This is a genomic window from Aneurinibacillus soli, assembly GCF_002355375.1.
Lineage (GTDB): Bacteria > Bacillota > Bacilli > Aneurinibacillales > Aneurinibacillaceae > Aneurinibacillus > Aneurinibacillus soli.
On the sequence record NZ_AP017312.1, the window covers coordinates 2,657,766 to 2,677,844 of the forward strand.

22 protein-coding genes are annotated in these 20,079 nt (G+C 41.0%); 2 read left to right on the forward strand and 20 right to left on the reverse strand.

Features of this window, described 5'->3' with window-relative positions:
* Nucleotides 1-42: 42 nt before the first annotated feature.
* Complete coding sequence (locus CB4_RS13425) at nucleotides 43-240, reverse strand: hypothetical protein (RefSeq protein WP_096466291.1); 198 nt, start codon at nucleotides 238-240, stop codon at nucleotides 43-45.
* Between the two features lie 39 nt (nucleotides 241-279).
* Nucleotides 280-489 (reverse strand): hypothetical protein, encoded by a 210-nt coding sequence (locus tag CB4_RS13430; protein WP_096466292.1) that lies wholly within the window; start codon nucleotides 487-489, stop codon nucleotides 280-282.
* 218 nt (nucleotides 490-707) lie between these two features.
* Here CB4_RS13430 and CB4_RS21585 point away from each other — a divergent pair, with 218 nt between their 5' ends.
* The gene (locus CB4_RS21585) at nucleotides 708-1,232 is read left to right on the forward strand and encodes a DUF2642 domain-containing protein (protein ID WP_231956004.1); all 525 of its coding nucleotides are present in this window, start codon (nucleotides 708-710) and stop codon (nucleotides 1,230-1,232) included.
* Nucleotides 1,233-1,307: 75 nt separating this feature from the next.
* Here CB4_RS21585 and CB4_RS13440 read toward each other — a convergent pair whose 3' ends face one another.
* The 9 genes from CB4_RS13440 to bioW all read right to left on the reverse strand — a co-directional run bounded on the left by CB4_RS13440 (nucleotide 1,308) and on the right by bioW (nucleotide 10,258).
* Complete coding sequence (locus CB4_RS13440; RefSeq protein ID WP_096466293.1) at nucleotides 1,308-1,541, reverse strand: hypothetical protein; 234 nt, start codon at nucleotides 1,539-1,541, stop codon at nucleotides 1,308-1,310.
* Nucleotides 1,542-1,816: 275 nt separating this feature from the next.
* Nucleotides 1,817-2,386 carry a hypothetical protein gene (locus CB4_RS13445; RefSeq protein WP_096466294.1) on the reverse strand — a complete coding sequence of 190 codons (570 nt, stop codon included), beginning with the start codon at nucleotides 2,384-2,386 and terminating at the stop codon, nucleotides 1,817-1,819.
* A gap of 251 nt (nucleotides 2,387-2,637) precedes the next feature.
* Nucleotides 2,638-3,315 (reverse strand): helix-turn-helix domain-containing protein, encoded by a 678-nt coding sequence (locus CB4_RS21970; RefSeq protein ID WP_309146611.1) that lies wholly within the window; start codon nucleotides 3,313-3,315, stop codon nucleotides 2,638-2,640.
* A 619-nt stretch (nucleotides 3,316-3,934) separates the two neighbouring features.
* Nucleotides 3,935-4,942: a hypothetical protein gene (locus CB4_RS13460; RefSeq protein WP_096466296.1), complete on the reverse strand. Its 1,008-nt coding sequence runs from the start codon at nucleotides 4,940-4,942 to the stop codon at nucleotides 3,935-3,937.
* Entirely contained in the window at nucleotides 4,939-6,174 is a 1,236-nt protein-coding gene (locus tag CB4_RS13465) for a glycosyltransferase family 2 protein (RefSeq protein WP_096466297.1), read from the reverse strand. The genes CB4_RS13460 and CB4_RS13465 overlap by 4 nt, the downstream gene beginning before the upstream one ends.
* A complete protein-coding gene (locus CB4_RS13470) occupies nucleotides 6,171-6,935 on the reverse strand; it encodes a hypothetical protein (RefSeq protein ID WP_096466298.1) in 765 nt (254 codons plus the stop codon). Before CB4_RS13470 ends, CB4_RS13465 begins: the two co-directional genes overlap by 4 nt.
* Nucleotides 6,936-7,081: 146 nt before the next feature.
* Complete coding sequence (locus CB4_RS13475) at nucleotides 7,082-8,299, reverse strand: cytochrome P450 (RefSeq protein ID WP_096466299.1); 1,218 nt, start codon at nucleotides 8,297-8,299, stop codon at nucleotides 7,082-7,084.
* A 32-nt stretch (nucleotides 8,300-8,331) separates the two neighbouring features.
* Complete coding sequence (bioF, locus tag CB4_RS13480; RefSeq protein ID WP_096466300.1) at nucleotides 8,332-9,486, reverse strand: 8-amino-7-oxononanoate synthase; 1,155 nt, start codon at nucleotides 9,484-9,486, stop codon at nucleotides 8,332-8,334.
* A gap of 13 nt (nucleotides 9,487-9,499) precedes the next feature.
* Nucleotides 9,500-10,258 carry a 6-carboxyhexanoate--CoA ligase gene (gene bioW / locus CB4_RS13485; protein ID WP_096466301.1) on the reverse strand — a complete coding sequence of 253 codons (759 nt, stop codon included), beginning with the start codon at nucleotides 10,256-10,258 and terminating at the stop codon, nucleotides 9,500-9,502.
* A 308-nt stretch (nucleotides 10,259-10,566) separates the two neighbouring features.
* Here bioW and lgt point away from each other — a divergent pair, with 308 nt between their 5' ends.
* The gene (gene lgt / locus CB4_RS13490) at nucleotides 10,567-11,304 is read left to right on the forward strand and encodes a prolipoprotein diacylglyceryl transferase (RefSeq protein WP_331713158.1); all 738 of its coding nucleotides are present in this window, start codon (nucleotides 10,567-10,569) and stop codon (nucleotides 11,302-11,304) included.
* 72 nt (nucleotides 11,305-11,376) lie between these two features.
* On the opposite strand, the gene CB4_RS13495 is transcribed toward lgt, so the two are convergent.
* From CB4_RS13495 to CB4_RS13535, 9 genes are all read right to left on the reverse strand, one after another.
* Entirely contained in the window at nucleotides 11,377-12,159 is a 783-nt protein-coding gene (locus CB4_RS13495) for an HAD family hydrolase (RefSeq protein ID WP_096466303.1), read from the reverse strand.
* Nucleotides 12,160-12,246: 87 nt separating this feature from the next.
* Entirely contained in the window at nucleotides 12,247-13,077 is an 831-nt protein-coding gene (locus CB4_RS13500; protein WP_096466304.1) for an enoyl-ACP reductase FabI, read from the reverse strand.
* A gap of 109 nt (nucleotides 13,078-13,186) precedes the next feature.
* Nucleotides 13,187-14,548, reverse strand: coding sequence for a sensor histidine kinase (locus tag CB4_RS13505; protein ID WP_231956005.1), 1,362 nt, complete (start codon nucleotides 14,546-14,548; stop codon nucleotides 13,187-13,189).
* A 10-nt stretch (nucleotides 14,549-14,558) separates the two neighbouring features.
* On the reverse strand, nucleotides 14,559-15,248 hold the full coding sequence (locus tag CB4_RS13510) for a response regulator transcription factor (protein ID WP_096466306.1): 690 nt from the start codon (nucleotides 15,246-15,248) through the stop codon (nucleotides 14,559-14,561).
* Between the two features lie 113 nt (nucleotides 15,249-15,361).
* The gene (locus CB4_RS13515; protein ID WP_096466307.1) at nucleotides 15,362-16,051 is read right to left on the reverse strand and encodes a response regulator transcription factor; all 690 of its coding nucleotides are present in this window, start codon (nucleotides 16,049-16,051) and stop codon (nucleotides 15,362-15,364) included.
* Nucleotides 16,029-17,519, reverse strand: coding sequence for a sensor histidine kinase (locus CB4_RS13520; RefSeq protein WP_096466308.1), 1,491 nt, complete (start codon nucleotides 17,517-17,519; stop codon nucleotides 16,029-16,031). Before CB4_RS13520 ends, CB4_RS13515 begins: the two co-directional genes overlap by 23 nt.
* A gap of 8 nt (nucleotides 17,520-17,527) precedes the next feature.
* Nucleotides 17,528-18,280, reverse strand: a complete 753-nt coding sequence (locus tag CB4_RS13525) for an ABC transporter permease (protein WP_096466309.1) — start codon at nucleotides 18,278-18,280, stop codon at nucleotides 17,528-17,530.
* Entirely contained in the window at nucleotides 18,277-19,014 is a 738-nt protein-coding gene (locus CB4_RS13530) for an ABC transporter ATP-binding protein (RefSeq protein ID WP_096466310.1), read from the reverse strand. The genes CB4_RS13525 and CB4_RS13530 overlap by 4 nt, the downstream gene beginning before the upstream one ends.
* 64 nt (nucleotides 19,015-19,078) lie before the next feature.
* Nucleotides 19,079-19,975, reverse strand: coding sequence for a hypothetical protein (locus CB4_RS13535; RefSeq protein WP_096466311.1), 897 nt, complete (start codon nucleotides 19,973-19,975; stop codon nucleotides 19,079-19,081).
* Nucleotides 19,976-20,079: the final 104 nt, after the last annotated feature.

Below are 20,079 nucleotides of genomic sequence, written 5' to 3' on the forward strand. Positions count from 1 at the left end.
GTCTAGAGCCTCCTGAGCTACATGCAGCAATTCTAAAGCAGGTTACAGACTTGTGAAGGCAAGCTGTCCATTATGATTCTGGAATTTAGCTGCTTCTTTCTCTTCCCACTGCTGGCACGATACTACTTGTCCAATATGCATATCATGAATACGACACTTTGCACGCTTCCCCCATTGTGTTCCCGGGCACTTGCTGCATACGTCTTCGATATATTGGTGGTTAGGATTGATTGTTTGCATGGTAGAGTCCTCCTGGATTAATTTTATTTGATGTACTGGTTAGGATCTGCGTTGGCGATATGCTCCGCCCGGTCCGCACCTGTATGTCCGACGACCTTCCATCAACTGGCGCCACTCTCGTTCGGATAGATTTTCTGTTGTCGTCTTGTTTGGCTGCTGCTTCGGCTCCCGTTTCTTCTTTGGCTTACGCATAGCATTTAATTGCTTCTTTTTCTCTGCATCCAGGTATTCACTGAATCGTGGTGCCATTCTGTTTCTCCTCCTTCTGGGGTAAATAAAAAGAGGACACCACTAATAAGCCTTTACACAGCCGCTATATAGCTGCCTAAGCTTACTAAAGTGGTGTCCTCCAATGTTTGGTCAGACGTATTCAATTAATCATAGAGCCCAATCTTTGTTAACATACGTTCATCTCTCTAGGTATTCACATAGGATGTAACTGTTCAAATACGAAGGGAGATGGAAAGATGAGTTCTCAAGAGCATCAATTACAAGGTGAAAATTATCAGGTTCCACCAATGTCACCATACACAACACAGGATGAAATGTATCGAATGGTAATGCATCCAATGCAAGGAGTTGCCCCAATGCCCAATTTTCCAGTACAAGGAGCAATGGCTCCGATGCCAAATGCCCCTGTAATGGGTGAAACAATGCCAATGCCAAACGCTCCTGTGATGGGCGAAACAATGCCAATGCCGAACGCCCCTGTGATGGGTGCAATGTATCCTATGCATGGCGGAATGCACCACATGCACCATGTTCATTATGTGTGTCCAGTAAATCCATATCTTTTCCAAACGCTGTGTACATTGATCGGGCATGATGTAGTAATTGAAACTGTTCGTGATAAACACGCCGGCAGACTCATAGATGTGAAGCCGGATCATATCGTACTTGAGACTATGCACGCCGTGTCTTTCATCCGGATGCAAGAAATTGTTTCCATTATGCCAATTAAACATTGTCACCATAAGAAGAAGCATTGTTAAAAATAAATAACGGTTTTAAATTATCTTTGTGCTTTAGTGTATTCTTGTAAGGAAAATAGGTTATTCAGCGAATAACTATTTTAGCTTTCTGCTTCTCCCCGGTATACGAATGTTCTCTCTACAGCCAAGGTCAACGACTTTCCCTTCTACAATCGTTTCTTCTAAGTTACCGAATTGAGGCATCGGAATTTCATATAAAGCTCCACCAGCTACCAGATAAAGCTTGTCCTGGTTCCCTGTATTCAAGTCTACTTTCACGTTCTGAGCTTGCAGATTATTTGTGATTTCTCTTAGTCGTAAACTTCCCATTCTCTGCTCCCCCGTTCTGTATGGTATAATAAAGGAGCATATATATTCGGTTTCCCCCTCTACTTGGCTTGCTTATCAAGACCTAATTAAAAAAATATAAGAAAATAAAGGACGACCACAAATTAGATATGTCTAATTTGTGGTCGTCATGTGTTTATTTCTCGTATTACTCAACTATAGATTCCCGTTAGTTAAGTAACTTGTACTCCGCATCGAATCGAAAGACCAGAACTTAGCCCGTTAAAACGAATCTTTCTGCACTATTAACTGCTCGCTCATTTTATTAATTCTCTCAATTTGCAGATGGCAAATTGGTCCGCGATTTGCTCAAACGGGTGCTCACGATATCTTTTATGGAATAAGGCTAGGTACTGTATATGTGCTTGACTACCTTTTATTTGCTTCCTAGTAAGTTCTATTAATTCATTAAGCCGTAATTTAGATTGCTCTTCTGAATAATCGGAAAGATACTTGGCCCCCCCTAACCCTGCCGCCACATACCTATCTTGGTAATCATACCAGTGTCCTAATTCATGTAGGATGGAGAAGCTAGCATAAATATGAGGACTCATAGCCTCCTGCCAACCTATTATTTTATTTTCTTTGAGCAAATTCTCAATTGTTGTAATAATACACGGATCATCTGGAACAGACTCTTGAATGGTATTTATGGAATCCTCAAGTTTAAGCTCTGGAACCATAATACCCGCTTTATAAATGTCGTTTGGCTTTGGCCAAAACGCAGGTGCTGGCAATCTCTTTTCTTGTGAGAGAATAGTCAACGATATCTCATGAACTGGAATTTCAGCTGGAATCAATTTATTAGCTAAATCTATGAGTTTCATCTATAATACACTGCTCCCTCTCCCTACATAAATTTCGCTATACGTTATGGCTTCACCGCGGGTGATTGAAGATCATAAAAATTTAGGTTTCATAACCGGGTATCCCATCATAGAATAATCAATGATTTTAGAGCGTTAATCAGCACCCGTGTCTCTGTTCCTTAATTATACAAAAAAGACTGTCGGCAAACCCGAATTTTTTCGGATTTGTTGACAGTCTGAGCCACTCCAGAGAGTGGCTTTGAATTGTTTTATCGCATATTACCGATGATCGAATTTCTGCTATCCTGCATTTTTTTAACGAAATTCGTCATTGTATCGAATGCTTCATTACGTTTGTTCGAGAGACTTTGAAGCCGTAACATATCCATTTGTTGAGCATTGCCTACAGAGTCAATTTGGCTTTTCAAGCTTGCTATTTGTTTCCGCAATTCTTCTTTCTGTTTTTCATCCGTTGTGCTAGATAATTTACTGTTTAAATCTGCTACTTGCTGATTTAATTGAGCAATTTGCTCATTTCTTTTCTGAACTTCTTTAATCGGAAGTCGGATATGCGTCCCTTCTATGCGAATGGCATCCTTATTGTTCGTCGTATTGTACGACTGCCTGCGATTCTTTCTACTTTTGAATTTGGGGTATCCTGTTTTCTCTTTGAAGAACTTTTGATACGCCTCATCCAGGTCTTGCAATGCATTTTGTAAGGCGGTAGAATCGGGCTCTTTTAACCAGACGATTTCTTTTTTTAACTTCGTCAAAAGAGCCGAAAAAGCCTTGTAGCTCAGTGTCTTTTGATCTGTCTCATACACTTCTTTCCGTTTCGCCAGGAAGTGATTGAACACATAGCGAACACACCCGATGGATTTGTTAATGAGTATAGCCTGCTCCTCGTTTGGATAGATGCGGAATTTGAATCCTTTATGTTTGACCATGTATGTTTCACCTCCTCCATCCCATTGTACCTGACCGTTTAGGGAGAAAACAGTTGGACTTGCGAGAAGGCAAAAGCCTTCCCTCGTCCGAAGCCGATTCATCCCCCACTTTCGCTATCGCTTAGAAGTGGGAGTCTTCTCGGCTGAAATGATAAAACCTTCTTCGGTTTATACTATACCGGAACCTATTACACAAGCAGATTTTCCCATGACAATCACCTGCCTCAGCTGTATCGCTGCAAATTGGTTCATTAGTCTGTAAGAAAAAATAATAAAATTTTCCCTTCAAATGTATGTATCGTAAACACCGTAAATAACTTTATGTGGTGTTTTGCGTATAAAGTGGGGGGATGAGACATGCATAACAAAAAAGACTATAGAACTTGTAAAAACTGCTGGTGGGCAAAGGATGAGGGCTGTATACGGAAACTCTGTTGTTTTAATCACAAATGGATTAATGATGCCGAAAGACTATGCTATGGTTGGCGTCCAATTGACATAGAAGAGAAGTATAGGTATTTAGAAAAGTATGGGTATGAACACAAAAGAATAGGAATTATCCCGCAGATACAGTAATGCGTAGTTAGCCTCTATTATGCTATCTAAAATGGCTGAGGAGTTAAACGAAAAGCCTCCCACTATCCGGGAGACTTTTTTTCATCGTTTCAAATAAAATATAGTCAAAAAAATGAGCCTGGTTTAATACTCCGCTTCTAGCCATTACATCCGCTCTTTGTTCCACTTCTTTCGCTAAAGATTCTTGGCCAATGAGATGAAAGTAGGTAGCGATATAGGCGTACACAGATAAAGACTCGTAGGAAACGGACGGCTTGAGCGATTTACGATCATATTGGCCCATAATTTTTTTGTGTGATGTCCACTCTGATATGATCCATTTTTCAAATGTAGGAGAGGAAATCCCAAAACTTTCACGATTCATGGCAATAAGAACTTGGTCAATCATATGCACGTCAGGAGCGCTTTTAAATTGCTTATCTTCTAGGTCATAATACTCCGGGAAAAATACAGATTGACTCGATACGTTTTTCAGCAGTTTCTGGTTTTTCTGTGCTTGAGACAGACTTTTAAAAAATTCAGGGGTCAAATAGCTTAATGTGATGCGTGAGGCTGTTTGGTTGTAATGCCATTCCACATAATCAACATAAAAGCCGTCTTTTTTTTGACTTCTTTCAATGGAGGATGCCACGATAGTAGCTAACTCCTGATATTCTTTTTTATGAAATTGTTTTGCTCCTTCATTCAAAGCATGAATAATTCGCACGTCGTCTATTAAAGCATTCGCGCTTGTATCTGGCCCCAACACCCATTGAATAAATGTGTTTTGTCCCCTTTTTACAATGAAGCGCTCTTTTAGATGCTGAGCTTGCTGATCAAAAGCATCCGCATCATGCTCCATTAAAAGATACTTCATATACAAACCAACACTCTCAGACAGAACCTGTGACTGAGCATCATTTGGATAAGCATGTATAAGAGAATCTCCTTCAGAATACTTTGAGACTACTGTCCGTTGCACCAATGGGTGGGTCTTTTTCATGAATAAAAAAATTCCTACCAAAGAAACGAGAACAATGAGGACAGTGAAAAGGAACCATTTTCTTTTCATTGCTCGGTTTCCTCCTGCTTAAAACGTTTCGTTTTGTCCCATGAGATTGTCTGTCCCCGTACTCGACTCAGAACATATGAAAATGTACTTCGGATTAATAAAATAATAAAGATCTGCGCATAGGTGAAATACATAATCAACATAAAAAATACGTTTGACGGTGATACATTTCGATCAATTACAATCGCACTTAGCAACTGGATCGTATACACCACATAGCTCATAAACCAAAGTAGCAGCAGAGGAGCTGCTATATTGGGAAGTTCTATTCCAAGCATACTCATAATGAAAAAGATATCTGAGAACAGCAGCAGGACAATAAAAACAAAATAGGTTAGCAAGTGCTGAAGTGTTAAAATAAACGTCTTCCCTTTCCAGTGGGAAAGTTCATGAAATGATTTTTCTAATAAATAAAGATTCCCCGTTAACCACCTAGTACGCTGTTTTATGAAGATGTTAATGCGTTCAGGCTCCTGCTCCCATGTTCTTGAATCAGGAACAACGGGAAGGAGATAACCTGCTGCCGTTAGCCGTACCGTCAATTCTGCATCTTCTGCCAGAGCAAATACATCATACCCTCCCATTTTTTCGAGAACGGAGCGACGGAGAAGCATGTTCGTACCCGCTAAAGAACCAAGTTTAAACAAGGCCCACCTGCCGCATTGCATCAACAATTGAAAGACTTGAAACTCTAAACCAATCATTTTGGTCAACGGATTTGCATTTGCATTAATAGTTTTGACATATCCCACTGCACCAGCTGCATGTTTCGTTGTTTCTGCTGTTTCCACTAATTTTTGAATCGCATCCGCTTCAGGCTGATTATCAGCATCATAAACAATAAAATAGTCCGAAGTAGAAATCTTTAATCCGTAATTTAGGACTCTTGATTTGCCTTTTGGCTCACCTGGAGGGACCGGGATATAGTGGATATTAGAGAACACGGAAGAAAAGCATTTCGCAATTTCTGCAGTGTTATCTGTTGAATTGTCATCCAGCAGAAAAATATGTAATGGACCTTCGTATTCCAGGCGAGTCATCGCATTCAATGTATCTTCAATGACTACCTCCTCGTTATGGGCAGGAATCAGCACGGCGACACTTGGATATGTTTGTAGTGGCAGAAGAGATTTATAACGAATTCGATACCATACCCCTCCAATCGTGACAACAGAATAGAAAAGGAGTAGGAGCCAAAAGAAAATCATGATGATGACTAAAAAACTTGTCATGGTTTACTCTCCTTTACCGCTTCTGTAATCTGCTCAGCCTGTTTAATTAACTTTTTTTCACAGTAAAACGGATACTCAACGTTATTGAAAATCGCTCGGGTTCTTTGCCGTATTCTTTTTTCCACCACTTGTACGCCTTCTTCGTTTGTATTTTGCAGGAGGATAATGATCGTTTTATGATTAGCTGTGACAATATCAAACTCTGAGCGTACACTTTCTAATGCGATTTTTCCTAATCGTTCTTTCACGCTTTGCAATATTCTGTTGTCCGTGCGACGGATATAAAGACTCAACCACCATAGTTGTTCATCACGCCTTTGAGTGCCTTGATATAAAATTTTCGCTCGTTCCTTGAATTCCGATGTGGTCAGTAGATGGGTATTTACTTCATATCTTTGAAGGCTGGTAAGCTTATACTTCAAAAGATCATTCTCCTGAACAACTCGTTTTACGTAAACATTCAAAACCCAATAGGTTAATAAAAAAGCACTCAAAAGTACATGGATATACATATAATCAATTTGGATATGTTCCTGATTTTTATGGATAAAAGCATATGAGGTCAAAAATATACCAAAACCAAGCATAACGATAATGGTGTACAAAAAAATAAATCTCTCTGATAGAAAAGTAATCGCGATTATAGAAACTAAGATTAGTAGGAGCGTTTCTTTGTAAAAAGGAAGTCTTGTATATAAAATCGTTGCCCCAAGTCCCATAAGTAATAGCGGTAAAATAATTACGATATAGTTCCGTTTCATTGTAATTCCTCCCTTGCTTATAAAGTTAGACTGTTGTTTTGTAATAAAGTTATTGCAAAGGGGAATTTTTTTAAATAAATAAGCCTCCCGGATGAGTGGGAGGCTTATGACTATCTCTTTTATTCGTAACTTTTTATTCATTACAGTTACCGAGTTTTTTCAAAAGAAACGGGCAAGGCGTGCAGACTTCTAAAACCAATCAAGCCTCTCCATTGTGGTATATTCGTGTCCAGCTTCAGTGTAGGCACCCTCTGCAGTAACGTACGAATAGCAATTTCCGCTTCCAGACGTGCCAGCGGAGCACCTAAACAGAAATGAATACCTGTTCCAAATGCAAGATGATGATTCGGCGTTCGAGTAATATCTAGTTGGTCCGGGTCGGAAAACACTTCCGGATCTCGATTCGCTGCTCCTAACACGATATAAACTTGCTGCCCTTTTCGAATGACCTTTCCACCGATTTCAACGTCTTCTGTTGCAAAGCGAACCGTCATTTGTGTCGGGCTCTCATATCGTAAAATTTCCTCAATAGCTGTTGAAATAAGCGCAGGGTTTTCTCTTAATTTTTCACATTGCTGAGGATGCTGCAACAAGGAAAGCATTCCATTCCCGATCAGATTCATCGTAGTCTCATGTCCAGCAACCAACAACAAGATACACATGGCTACTAGCTCGTCTTCATTCAATCGATCGCCTTCTTCTTCTGCCTGAATGAGCTGACTCATTAAATCATTCTGGGGATGTTGACGACGCTGTCCGATAAGACTATGGAAGTATCCTACGAGATTTCTGGCAACCTCTCCACCTTGCTCGAGCGACTCGTCCGTTCTGCTTAAATCAATGGTGCGAATCAAAACATTCGCCCATTCTCTGAACTGGTCACGATCGTCAACCGGTATGCCTAGCATTTTCGTAATGACAATGACAGGTAGTGGAAAAGCAAACTCCGAGATGAGCTCCATTTTCCCTGTATGCTGTGCCTTATGAAGAAGCTCATTCACTGTTTCTTCTATATACGGATACAGCCTTTCGATCATATGAGGGGTGAATGCTTTGCTTACGAGCATCCGCAACCGCGTGTGATCGGGTGGATTTTTGAAAAGCATCATATTTTTTTGGATATGAGCAAGAGGTCCATACGCCTCAGAAGTTTCAGGAATTCTCATCCGCTTTTCAAAGCGACAATCTTTGAGAATCGAGAACGCCTCTTTATAACTTGTGACAAACCATGCTTCCTGATCAATCGAGGACATCCAGTGTACTGGAGCTGCAGCCCGAAGTGCATCGTAAAATGGATATGGATTTGTCCGAAACTCTGGTGATAATGGATTGAACCTGCTTGCCTGTACGATATTTTCTACCATTATGACAACCTCCCTCTCTTATAAACAAATGGTTATCCAATAATCCCGATTTCCTTCCTGATCTTCTCAAAACTAGCAAGCGCTTTCTTGATTTCGGAAATCGTGTGTGTAGCCATGACGGTTACCCGAATTCGGCTTGACCCTTCGGCAACAGTAGGTGGACGGATCGCCGGAGCGAATATTCCCTCTTCTTCTAGGAGGCGGGAGAAGTGAACGGCTTGTTTCGCATCGCCGATGATAACCGCAATAATCGGTGTGTTTCCTTCAATCAGCGTGAAGCCACATTGTTGAAGACCGGATCGCATATAGGTCGCATTCTCTTGTAATGTCTGCCGACGTTCCGGCTCAGACTGAATGAGTTCAATCCCTTTCATTGCGGCCGCTACCACACCAGGTGAAAGGGAGGTTTGAAAAATAAACGAACGTGCATAATTACGCAAATAGTTCGTGACCGATGCAGCAGCGGCTACGTATCCTCCTTCTGCTCCAATTGCTTTACTTAACGTTCCCATTGTCAGCTGGACTCTATCGCTTAATCCGAAGTGTTCCGCTGTGCCCGCCCCTGTTTTTCCGAGTACCCCCGTTGCATGTGCATCATCTACCATCACCCATGCTCCGTATCGCTCGGCTAGCTCTACAATCTCTGGAAGTGGCGCAATCGTACCGTCCATGCTGAAAATTCCATCTGTCACAATTAGTTTCTTTTTACTATGAACCGCTCGCTGTAATTTTTCCTCTAAGTCTTGCATATTGGCATGTTGATAAATGAACGTTTGCGCTTTGCTCATGCGACAACCATCAATGATGCTCGCATGATTTAATGCATCGCTGAAAATCGCATCCCCTTCTCTCATAAGAGCGGAGATGATTCCGAGATTCGCCAAATACCCGCTGCTAAATACAATCGCATCTTCTTTTCTTTTAAAGGAAGCGATTCTTTTTTCGAGCTGTTCATGCAACGTAAAATTACCCGTTGTCAGGCGAGAACCGCCGCTCCCTGTTCCATACAATTGAATCGCTTGTGCCGCCGCTTCCTTCATTTTCTCATCTGTGGCGAGTCCAAGATAATTATTCGTAGAGAACACACGAATGTTCTTGTCCTCCTCGACAACTCGAAGTGTACGAAGCAAGCCCTTTGCTTCTGTTTTATCTAGAGTCTCCCTTAGCGCTGCTTCAAAAGCGTCCATGGCAACTTCCTCCTTATCCAATCCAGACCGGCTTTCGTTCCAGATACTCAATATATGACTCAATGTCTGTTCCTTCTTTTACAAAAAATATCCGCCCGCCGGAAAGCTCACCCTTTCTTTTTAAATGAGAAATCCTACAGTACCCCATCTCACTGCTTCCCACATATCCTGTCACATACTCGGGATCATCGGACCAGCAAAGTTCCGCTACTGTATAAGGAGAGCCTGCGACTTTCGTTGCTAAAGCAATCGCTTCTGCAATACGGGAAGACGTAAGGGAGGGATATTGATTCTGCCACAAGTGGTACTTACTTTTTTCCCAATCCATGCGAGATACCCGTATCCCCCGATCGCCGCGATTATCGATCCGTTTTCCACTTTGACTATCAAGTAACACCGCTCCCCGCCAATTATGCGAAGAGGCAAGCATGTCCAACCCGTTCTGAATGGCTGTATCTGAAATAAAAAGCTGCTTCAGTAACATAGCCGCCTGCTGTCTTCCTTCTTCGGGTGTATGTACGTCATATGTCAAAATCGGAAGAGGAGATAGACACTCAACTTCCTGCTGATCTACCTTTTCCATGACGATCGAGATAAAATCTGCTGTGCCACGGCTATGACTCATTGCTTTGCGAAGCAGCTGGCTTACGAGTATTTCCACATCTTCGGCTGTACTTAGCCTCTCTCCTCCTGAAATATGAAGCCCCCCACATTCATGGGCTCCCCCCTGTGCTGCACGCATTCGTAAACTATAAAGAGAATGGTTTTCCATCGTAACTTGTCCTCTCGTCTACTTAATAAGTAAAAACAAATTTAAAAATTAAGAATTTTTTACTAATTGTTTTTGTTAACTTATATTTTTATTTGGTTAACATTTATACAGATATTTAACCATGATTTCTAATTTAACGTCAATGAAAAAAAGCAGCTACTGACACAGGTCACCCACTCTGGTTTTACATCCTTCTTATGATAATATATACTCGGAGCTAAAGAGCACTGATTCCATAGAAAGAAGTGGTTGGTTTGCATCAATACATTACATACATCGGGTCTTTTCCTATTCGCTCGTACAGCTTGTTGTTTGTTTTAGCTATTATTCTTGGCACAGGATTTACGGTAACATTAGCCAAGCTACAGAAAAAAGATCATCTTGCTGAGCATTTATTAAACCTGCTCATTCCATTAATGATTGGAGCCCTTATTGGCTCAAGGTTTTGGGCTGTATTTTTCTTCGACTGGGGATTTTACTCGCAACACCCGGAAGAAATCATTGCGATCTGGCATGGTGGATTATCCATTCAGGGAGGGATTGTAGGAGCTATTTTAGTTGGAATCTGGTATGTACGAAAACACTCGTTATCTTTTTGGGAAATGGCTGATTTATGCGCCCCTGGTCTCGTGCTTGGACAAAGCATTGGCCGAGATGCCAATCTCATGAATGGGGATGCTTTTGGGGATCCAACAGGAAGCAATTTCGGCATTTTGTATCCCGAAGGTACACTTGCAAGGGAAAGATACGGAGATCAACCGTTGTGGCCTGCCGAAGTATGGGAGGGGCAAATGGATGTTATCATCTTCGCTATCCTAATGATTCTCATGCAGAGAAGATTAAAACGAGGTTATTTATTTCTTGCTTATAATATCCTGTATAACACAGGACGATTTGTATTAGAGATGCTTCGTGGCGATTCTCCAAGGTATCTGTTTCACTGGACAGCAGCACAATGGACATCAATAAGCGTTATTCTTATTTCACTAGCAATCGGTCTGTATTTCCATTTTACGTCCCTTCATAAAAATCAAGGTCAGGTATAACAAGTATCGTGTACAAAGTAAGAATGGGTAGTGTTAGCGACAACGCTGGCACTACCCATAATTTTATATTTTTTAAAGCGTATCCAGAATAGAGTAAAGCTCCTCTAAGTGTTTGATTTCATAATCAGGAATGACTTCATTTCGTTCCTTGTCGTGGCGGTTTATCCACACTGAATTTATACCGGCACGAGACGCACCCAAAATATCTGTCATTAAGTTATCACCGACCATAATTACTTCATCTTTTTGTAGGGACATCAGTGTTAACGCATGTTCGAAAATAGAAGGGTCAGGCTTACCTCTGCCAAATGCACCAGAGATTACAATATGATCAAAATATGGAACAAGCTCTGGAGTAATCTCCAATTTTGTATTTTGTAAATCAGGTGAACCGTTCGTTAAAAGCAAGAGTTGATACTTTCCTTTTAGTTCATTTAATACGTTGAACGTTTCTTCATATACAAATGGATTCTTCCTGCGCTCAACAGGGAATCGCTCTGCTAATTCATATCCAAATTCAGGATCGTCGATTCCAGCTGCTTTTAGTCCTCTTGTCCATGCTTCCTTGCGATATGCCGGGACAACTGCTTTTAACTTTTTAAAATTGTCATCATCATCTAAAAAATTACCCCATAATCCTTCAAATGGATTGATGCCGATCATTTGTGTAAAGGAATACGTTTCATAGGAAGAATAAAGTTCTCTTGCTTCTTTTCGTACAGCTTCCTCAAGTATTTCAGGATCAATATCATATTTTTTCTTTGCTGCATTGCAGGTAGCTACAAAAGCCTCTTTTACACTCTTTTGATCCCATAGTAGCGTATCATCGAGGTCAAAAATAATTGCTTTAATCATACAAGTAAGCCTCTCATTTCTTGGTGATAGTTATTGTTTTATTCATTCAACATAAGGTTACATGGATTTTGACCTTCTTTCAAGTCGTTATATACTGATTTCTACAGGTGTGCGCACATCCTCCGCCTCTTTATGCAAATCAATTCCCATCAAGTTATATCCAGCGTCCACATACACAATGTCACCCGTAATGCCCGAGCTTAAATCGCTCAGTAAAAACAAGGAGGCGTTCGCCACCTCATCGGTTGTTACGTTCCGCTTCAGCGGAGCATGCTTGCTTGTGTAATCATACAATTCATCAAAACCCCCAATACCGCTCGCCGCACGGGTTTTAATTGTACCTGGAGACAGACCATTCACACGAATTCCCTCTTCCCCAAGATCAGCTGCCAAGTAGCGAATGCTGCTCTCAAGCGCTGCTTTAGCCACGCCCATCACATTGTAGTTCGTCACCACTTTTTCCGAACCATAATACGACATCGCAATCACAGAAGCATTTCGTCCCCGCAGCATATGACGTGTTTCTTTTAATACGACATTCAAAGAATACACGCTTATAATCATCGATTGGGTGAATCCTTCCCTTGATGTGTCAATATATTTTCCAGATAGTTCGCCGCGCTGCGGACCACCTGCAATAGAATGGACAACAAAATCAAGTTCTCCCTTAAAATGCTTGTCCAGCTTTTTCATAACCATTTTCGTGTTCTCTGGATCAGTAATATCCATAATCTCATAAAAACGACTGCCGATTGATTCAAAAAGTGGAAGTACGTACTTTCCCGTTTTTTCATTTTGGTACGTAAAAGCTAGCTCTGCCCCTTCATCTGCCAGTTTTTTCGCGATGTGCCAGGCAATGCTGTTTTCGTTTGCTACGCCAAGTACAAGACCTTTTTTCCCTTTCATCAACTCGTTCATCGTTTCTCCACTCCTCATCTCTATGATCATGAAACCACATGTATAGTATATGTTTTCTTTATTAAGAGAGTTTTAGGAGTTAGAAATTTTTGGGTAAAAATATGAAAATTCACTGAGAAGTACTAGCCGACGTAAGATAGACAGTAAATATACTCCCCTTCCCTTCTACACTTTGTACGTCAATCGCTCCATTGTGCAGCTCCACCAATTGCTTTGCAATCGATAATCCTAAACCAGTCCCGCCTGTTTTCCGCGAGCGTGCTTTATCTACACGATAAAATCGATTAAATATTTTCGGTATATCTTCCTCAGGAATTCCTATGCCGCTATCTTGAACACTCACTTCAACATGATCACCCTTCTGTTGGGCGAATATTTTTACACTCCCCCCTGTATTCGTATATTTCTTCGCGTTTTCAAGTAAGATCACGGTTACTTGTCTAAGTTGATCTATATCGCCCAGCACAAAAATTCTCTCATCTACCTCACATGTTAAGGAAATGCCATTGCTATCCTGCCACGTTTCCTCTACAGCGTCCTGTATTACGGTTGCTACATTCACTTTTATTTTTTTGGTCTGTACATGATCGGAACGCGCTAATTCTAACAGCTGAGAAATGAGCCGTTGCATTCTAAGTCCTTCTTCATCCATGGATGCAATAGATTTCTCAAAGATTTCAGGGTTATCTTTTCCCCGTCGTTTTAACAGCTTAAGATTGCCTCGCAAAGCAGTAAGCGGAGTCCGCAATTCATGGGAAGCATCTGCGATAAACCCCTTTTCACGTTCAAACTGCCTTTCTAGTTCTTGTAGCATTGTATTAAAGGTACTAGACAAATTCGTTAATTCTTGCGGACCTTCTGGCACCGGAATCCGTTTACTCAGATTAGGGAAATGCTTCATGTTATCAACGGCATCCGTAATGGCAAGTAACGGACGCATGTTGCGGCGTGTCAAATGATAGATCAAAAAAGAACCGATAAGCGCGCCAACTACTGTCGTTAATCCTAGTACTTTCACGATCAAGATAAGCAGATTTTCGATATTGCTAAGCTGGACCGCAATATGCATTTGGCCCTTTTGTCCGTTTTTCTGACTCCAACTTTTCTTATCTACAAAGAACAAGCCGTCCTGATCATCCCACAATAATCCCTTAAACCACTTACGTTGGGTTTTTTGGATCTCATTGTTAAAATCCTTCTCCCAACCTCGCGAACGCGCTACTGTTTTTCCCGTTGAGTCATTTATTTCGATAAAATAATTAGCATGATCTGGGTAAAGCAGTTCATCCAGAGTTTCCTGCCAATTCACTTTATCCTCTTGGGAAGCTATCTGTAGCTTATACTGAATTGCCTCCATTTCCTGTTTCGTATTTTTAAAGAGAAAATAACTGACCGTTCCCGTCATCATGATGCCAATCAGGAGGACAACAGCAAGCAAACTAACGATATACCACACAGTAAACCGAAACATCAGTGTATTTTTATAACGGACGAAGCACATAGCCAACTCCTCGAACCGTTTGAATTAACTTTGGTGTGAAGTCCCGGTCCAATTTATTGCGAAGATAGCGGATATAGACATCTACAATGTTTGTCTCACCCGCAAAATCGAAGCCCCAAACGTTAGATAATAGCCGTTCTCTTGTTAATACTGTACCTGCATGTTCCATTAAGAAAAGCAGCAACTCGAATTCTCGTTGCGTTAATTCAATTTGACTGCCAGAACGAAATACCAATCGTTTCTTTTCATCTACAAGCAAATCTTCTATCTGTACTATCCCATCATTGGTTGAAGCTTGTTCCTTCTTATTCCGTCTTACGTTTGCTCGTATGCGAGCCAGAAGTTCTTCAATTTCAAATGGCTTTGTAATGTAATCATCTGCGCCTGTATCCAGGCCGGCAATTTTATCTCCTACATAATCCCGGGCTGTTACGATAATAATGGGAACCTCACTGAGTTTGCGAATTCGACGGCAGACTTCCAACCCATCTAGTTTTGGCAGCATCCAGTCTAATAGGATCAAATCCCATTCTTTTTGCTGCGATAACTCTAAGCCCTGCTGACCATCAGAAGCCACTTCCACATAATATCCTTCAAATTGTAATTCCAACTGAATAAATTGTGCGACATTCTCTTCGTCTTCCACTAACAAAATGGACAGTTGCTCCATATGCTCTTCCACCTTCCTTTTTTGCATCGGACTACGAGTAAGCAAGAAAAGTACAGCGCGAATAGTGAAGTTCGACTGTACTTTTCGATGAAAATTTATCAATCCTGACTACTTCAAACACTAAATCGATAGCCAGCTCCCCAAAGCGTTTCAATATATTGAGGATTTGAAGGGTCAACTTCAATTTTTTCTCGTACCTTCCGTATGTGTACACTTACGGTTCCATTGTCTCCGACAGAATCAAAGCCCCATATCCGGTCAAACAACTCCTCTTTAGAAAACACACGGTTTGGATGGGATGCCAGCATCGTAAATAAATCAAATTCCTTCGTTGTCAAAATCACCTCGTTATCATTGATGTATACCCTTCTTGCGGTTTTATCAATCACAATGCCTCTAATCGTAATCTTGTCGTGTACCGGTTCCCGTCTTCCCATTAACCGCTCATACCGGGAAAGGTGGGCCTTTACTCTAGCGACCAACTCACTGGGGCTAAACGGTTTCGTGATGTAATCATCTGCCCCAAAACCCAATCCTTTGATTTTATCGATCTCTTCTTTTCTCGCGGAAACCATAAGGATCGGGATATCCTTTTTACCCCTAATCTGTTTGCATATTTCAAAGCCATCTATACCCGGCAGCATCAAGTCAAGAATAATCAGATTGTATTCTTCTGTTAACGCTCGCCTCAGACCACTATTTCCATCCTGTTCAATGTCAACAGCATAGCCATTAATCTCAAAATAATCACGCTCAAGTTCAGCAATGCTGCGCTCATCTTCAATAATGAGGATTCTCTCCATTCTCTTCCCCCCTTTTCTCTACCTGTACTCTTTTTAATGTAAACAGGATGTTTGTCCCTTTTCCTTCTATGCTTTCCGCCCAGATCCGCCCGCCGTGCTCTTCAATAATACGTTTGGCTATAGCAAGCCCAAGCCCGCTTCCCCCTGTAGCAGAATTTCTAGATACGTCTGCCCGATAAAATATATCAAAAATAAACGGAAGCCTGTCACCTGAAATCCCCTGGCCATTATCTTGAACTTTGATTGTGACCATTTCCTGATTTGCCGTTATATATACATCTATGGTTCCATTCTCCCGCTTCATATATTTCACTGCATTTTCCACAATATTGGTCATGACTCGCTTTAGATTCTCTCGATCAGCGATAACGATCAGCGGTTCCTCAATGTCTGTATGATACGTAAGCGTAATTCCACTTCTCTCTATATCAAACTGCATTTCTTCGGTACAGTCTGCTACATATCGATTCATATCGATGTTTTCAAAGTTAAACGGAAGTTTCTTTACATCCAGTTTGGAAAAGAGAAATAGCTGCTCAATCAGTTTGTCAAGGTCATTCGCTTTTGTATAAATCGTTTTCATGTATCGCTCTCTCTTTTCCGACGAATCGGCCACCCCATCCATAATCCCCTCTACATATCCTTTAATCGCAGTAATCGGGGTTTTAAGATCATGGGAAATACTCGAGATTAATTCTTTTCGGTTATTTTCATACTGGAGCTGTTGCTCTACCGAAGCTTTTAATCGGAGTCGCATTTCTTCGAACGCTGCAGCAAGTTCACCGATTTCATCTTTGCGATACGGCTCCATAGCAAAACTTAGATTTCCTTCTTTAATTTGTTCCGCTGCTTTTTTTAACGATCTTAACGGCTTAATGATGCTTCGCGAAACTGTATAAGTTAAGATTCCATTTGTACAAATAATAATCAGTATAACGGCAAATCCCATCATAATGATAAGCTTATGTGCAAACTGACCGATCGGGCCTACATTTGTCAGTAGAAATATACTTCCTGCCTGTTTATTTTTAAAGTGAAAATCATGCTGCTTAATTAAATACAAATGGTTCCCAATAAATTCTGGATCATGTGTTTCCTCATGATGATGACCAAACCTCGGAAGGTGTTCCACGATATCCTCTCCGTTAAATAGCTTCGAAGCATAAATGACATCGTTATCCTGCCTGACAATAATGCCTGTATTAATAATGGAGAGCTTTTGATCGAGCTTCGCAAGATACGCACTGCTTTTTAGCTGCTCCGGGTTTTGATCGGCTGTTACCTTTATATCTGTAAATATTTTAGCCCCTTCTTGCAGTAAGTTTTGTTCGGTCTCACCAAGATGAGTTAGGTTGCGAATACTTCCTACGTTCGTTACCGTTAGAATCAAAGCAACCACAATGGTTAAAACGACTGGAACAATCAGCATCGCAATGTAAGATAACAGAAGTCGTACTTTTATGGACATACCCTCACCTACAATTCTTTTCTGTCAAACAAATAAAATCCCCCAACAAAAAATAGTATACTGTAGGAAAGAAGATACATAAATGGCTGGAGTATGTTACCCATTCCGACAGTATGTCCAAGCCACAGCGAATACCAATCTGTATACGTGAACGGCAAAAGTTTCCCCAGCCATGGAAAAACAAAAGGAGTAACCTTGGCGCATAGATAAATTACAATCGTAGTCGTTAGTGCACTGCTTGCGCTTTTAAAAAATTGCGCGAAGAAAATCGCAGCAAAAGACAGTGAAAGCATCGGGGCAAAAGATACCGCATACGCTTTTATTTCTTCCCATAAGCTTGACAGTACGTTATCTGTCCCTCCCAAAACAAACCCTGAAGCAACAGATACTACAAAGATAAGCACTAAATGAATAACAAGTAAAAGTCCGACCGTAACATTCTTCGAGAGAAATACGTTAAACCTTGTAATAGGGCGGGTCAAAACAATTTTCAATGTATGATCCCCCTGCTCACCGGCAAATATATCGGAAGCCATCATGAAAATAAGCAGCGGAAATAGAAAGTTAACCCCTATTCCTAGAATAAAAAGTGGGAAGTTAGCGCCCACAAACAGCGTAACACCTGCTTTATTTTGCAAAAGGGAAAAGATGAATGCCATGCCGATCGGAAAAATAGCTGTCAAGAAAAGAAAAACAGACGTTTTCTTTTTCAAAAAAATTTTTTGTGTTTCATTTATCACGTTTGCAAATAAAGGGCTCATTTCGCTCTCTCCTCCCTTCCTTCTCTTATCTGCTTAATAAAGAAACTTTCCAGTGTTTCGTCCTCGTTGTGTAGTAAGTCAGCAACCAGTCCTTCCTTGATGACTTGTCCGTTGTTAATAATGCCAATTTTATTACATACCATTTGCATTTCATGGATGAGATGGCTGGAAAGTAAAAAAGTAACCTGATGTTCTCTGGCAAGATGAATGATGATCTCCCTGACCTTTACCGTTCCTTCAACATCGAGCCCATTCGTCGGTTCATCAAGAATCATAAACTTCGGTTTTGACAGCAAAGCAGCTGCCAGACCGAGTCTTTGTTTCATGCCTAATGAGTAACCGGCTGCTTTTTCGTGCTTAAACGGTGCTAAATCAACCATTTCTAACACTTCATCTATTCTTGCCGGGGTTACATCTTTATAGAACCTCGAAGCAAGAAGTAAATTTTTATATCCGCTCATATATTCATACACAACAGCATTTTCGATCATAGCTCCTACGTGCTGCCAGGCCCGCTCTGGCTGTGTCGTACTATCGTGTCCAAAAATTTTTACTTCCCCCTTCTGTGCCCGACACAAGCCCATGATGATTTTCATCACAGTTGTCTTACCGGCTCCATTCGGACCAAGAAAGCCATAGACATCTCCCGCAAGTATGTCGAAACTGATATCCCGTATGCCTCTGCCGTTCTGATAAATCTTCGTAAGGTTTTTTACTTCCAGTACGTTCTTCATGTATTTTTCCCATCCTTATAGTAACAGATAGAGCCCACGGCGGGCCCTATCTGCTAATGTGTTCCTATTCTTGTTCATCGTGTCTTGCTTTTGGCTGAATCTTTTCTACTTGTTTCCCGGTTAAATCTACTGTATCCGGTGTCGTATTGTTGTAGTTTGAAAAGCTTGCTGATACATTGACGCTAATATTATGTGTTTTTCCGCTTGCATCATTTCCTGTCATTTCAATGGTTGCAGTCTGCTGTTCGACTACGTTGTCTTTGCTGACTTTTGCCGTAACATCTACATTGTTTACCTTGATAGCCCCTACCAATTTTGGCAAGCTGGATTTTAGATTGCTGATGAACGGATCGGCTTCACCTTTGTTGTGATGTTCCTGTTCGTTCATGCCATTTTTCACAGCCAGAGAAGCAAGCGCGTTTACTACAGGTGGGAGTTGATCGTTTGAAAGTTTCAATTCTACATCAGTTGTGCCGTCAGATTCGGCTGTTGATGTAATATTGCCCTGCAAATTTTGGGTAAGAGCATCCACAACGTTTTCAACCGCATTCATTTTGCCTGCTTGATCGGTATCATCTTTTTCCTTATGTTTTTTCTCCCCGTTAAAGGAAAGAACTTTATACACGTCGCTATCGCTATTTTTTATAATTCTTGTCCCTTCCTGCGTGTACATATCCAGCGTTTTTTTCTGACTGCCAGAAATAATCGTAGTCTCTCCGCTCATAGACTTCGCGTCACGATTCATTTTCATTTTGGAAGTAACATCTGCAAGTTCACTTCCATTATCGGTTGCTGATACATGAATATCTGCTGTTATACTTTTGGCCTGCTGTGTGTTTTTAAACGCTGTTTTGTACGTGTCATATCCGGAAACACTTGATGTTCCTGCATATGCTGTCGTAACCAGCATAGCAGCTCCAACAGCAGCACCTATGCCCATTGCTGTGTATTTCTTCTTCATATATAATCCTCCTGATCTAAAGTAAAATGGTTACTATTTTTGGTACGTCCCCATTGTATCGAGCAATCCTAAACACCAGATAAAGAAAACTTTAAAATTTTCTT

What these genes read in the sequence shown, in the direction of transcription:
- CB4_RS13425 (WP_096466291.1), bottom strand. Translation starts at nt 240, where the DNA reads ATGCAAACAATCAATCCTAACCACCAATATATCGAAGACGTATGCAGC.
- CB4_RS13430 (WP_096466292.1), bottom strand. Translation starts at nt 489, where the DNA reads ATGGCACCACGATTCAGTGAATACCTGGATGCAGAGAAAAAGAAGCAA.
- CB4_RS21585 (WP_231956004.1), top strand. Translation starts at nt 708, where the DNA reads ATGAGTTCTCAAGAGCATCAATTACAAGGTGAAAATTATCAGGTTCCA.
- CB4_RS13440 (WP_096466293.1), bottom strand. Translation starts at nt 1,541, where the DNA reads ATGGGAAGTTTACGACTAAGAGAAATCACAAATAATCTGCAAGCTCAG.
- CB4_RS13445 (WP_096466294.1), bottom strand. Translation starts at nt 2,386, where the DNA reads ATGAAACTCATAGATTTAGCTAATAAATTGATTCCAGCTGAAATTCCA.
- CB4_RS21970 (WP_309146611.1), bottom strand. Translation starts at nt 3,315, where the DNA reads ATGGTCAAACATAAAGGATTCAAATTCCGCATCTATCCAAACGAGGAG.
- CB4_RS13460 (WP_096466296.1), bottom strand. Translation starts at nt 4,942, where the DNA reads ATGAAAAGAAAATGGTTCCTTTTCACTGTCCTCATTGTTCTCGTTTCT.
- CB4_RS13465 (WP_096466297.1), bottom strand. Translation starts at nt 6,174, where the DNA reads ATGACAAGTTTTTTAGTCATCATCATGATTTTCTTTTGGCTCCTACTC.
- CB4_RS13470 (WP_096466298.1), bottom strand. Translation starts at nt 6,935, where the DNA reads ATGAAACGGAACTATATCGTAATTATTTTACCGCTATTACTTATGGGA.
- CB4_RS13475 (WP_096466299.1), bottom strand. Translation starts at nt 8,299, where the DNA reads ATGGTAGAAAATATCGTACAGGCAAGCAGGTTCAATCCATTATCACCA.
- bioF (WP_096466300.1), bottom strand. Translation starts at nt 9,486, where the DNA reads ATGGACGCTTTTGAAGCAGCGCTAAGGGAGACTCTAGATAAAACAGAA.
- bioW (WP_096466301.1), bottom strand. Translation starts at nt 10,258, where the DNA reads ATGGAAAACCATTCTCTTTATAGTTTACGAATGCGTGCAGCACAGGGG.
- CB4_RS13495 (WP_096466303.1), bottom strand. Translation starts at nt 12,159, where the DNA reads ATGATTAAAGCAATTATTTTTGACCTCGATGATACGCTACTATGGGAT.
- CB4_RS13500 (WP_096466304.1), bottom strand. Translation starts at nt 13,077, where the DNA reads ATGAACGAGTTGATGAAAGGGAAAAAAGGTCTTGTACTTGGCGTAGCA.
- CB4_RS13505 (WP_231956005.1), bottom strand. Translation starts at nt 14,548, where the DNA reads ATGTTTCGGTTTACTGTGTGGTATATCGTTAGTTTGCTTGCTGTTGTC.
- CB4_RS13510 (WP_096466306.1), bottom strand. Translation starts at nt 15,248, where the DNA reads ATGGAGCAACTGTCCATTTTGTTAGTGGAAGACGAAGAGAATGTCGCA.
- CB4_RS13515 (WP_096466307.1), bottom strand. Translation starts at nt 16,051, where the DNA reads ATGGAGAGAATCCTCATTATTGAAGATGAGCGCAGCATTGCTGAACTT.
- CB4_RS13520 (WP_096466308.1), bottom strand. Translation starts at nt 17,519, where the DNA reads ATGTCCATAAAAGTACGACTTCTGTTATCTTACATTGCGATGCTGATT.
- CB4_RS13525 (WP_096466309.1), bottom strand. Translation starts at nt 18,280, where the DNA reads ATGAGCCCTTTATTTGCAAACGTGATAAATGAAACACAAAAAATTTTT.
- CB4_RS13530 (WP_096466310.1), bottom strand. Translation starts at nt 19,014, where the DNA reads ATGAAGAACGTACTGGAAGTAAAAAACCTTACGAAGATTTATCAGAAC.
- CB4_RS13535 (WP_096466311.1), bottom strand. Translation starts at nt 19,975, where the DNA reads ATGAAGAAGAAATACACAGCAATGGGCATAGGTGCTGCTGTTGGAGCT.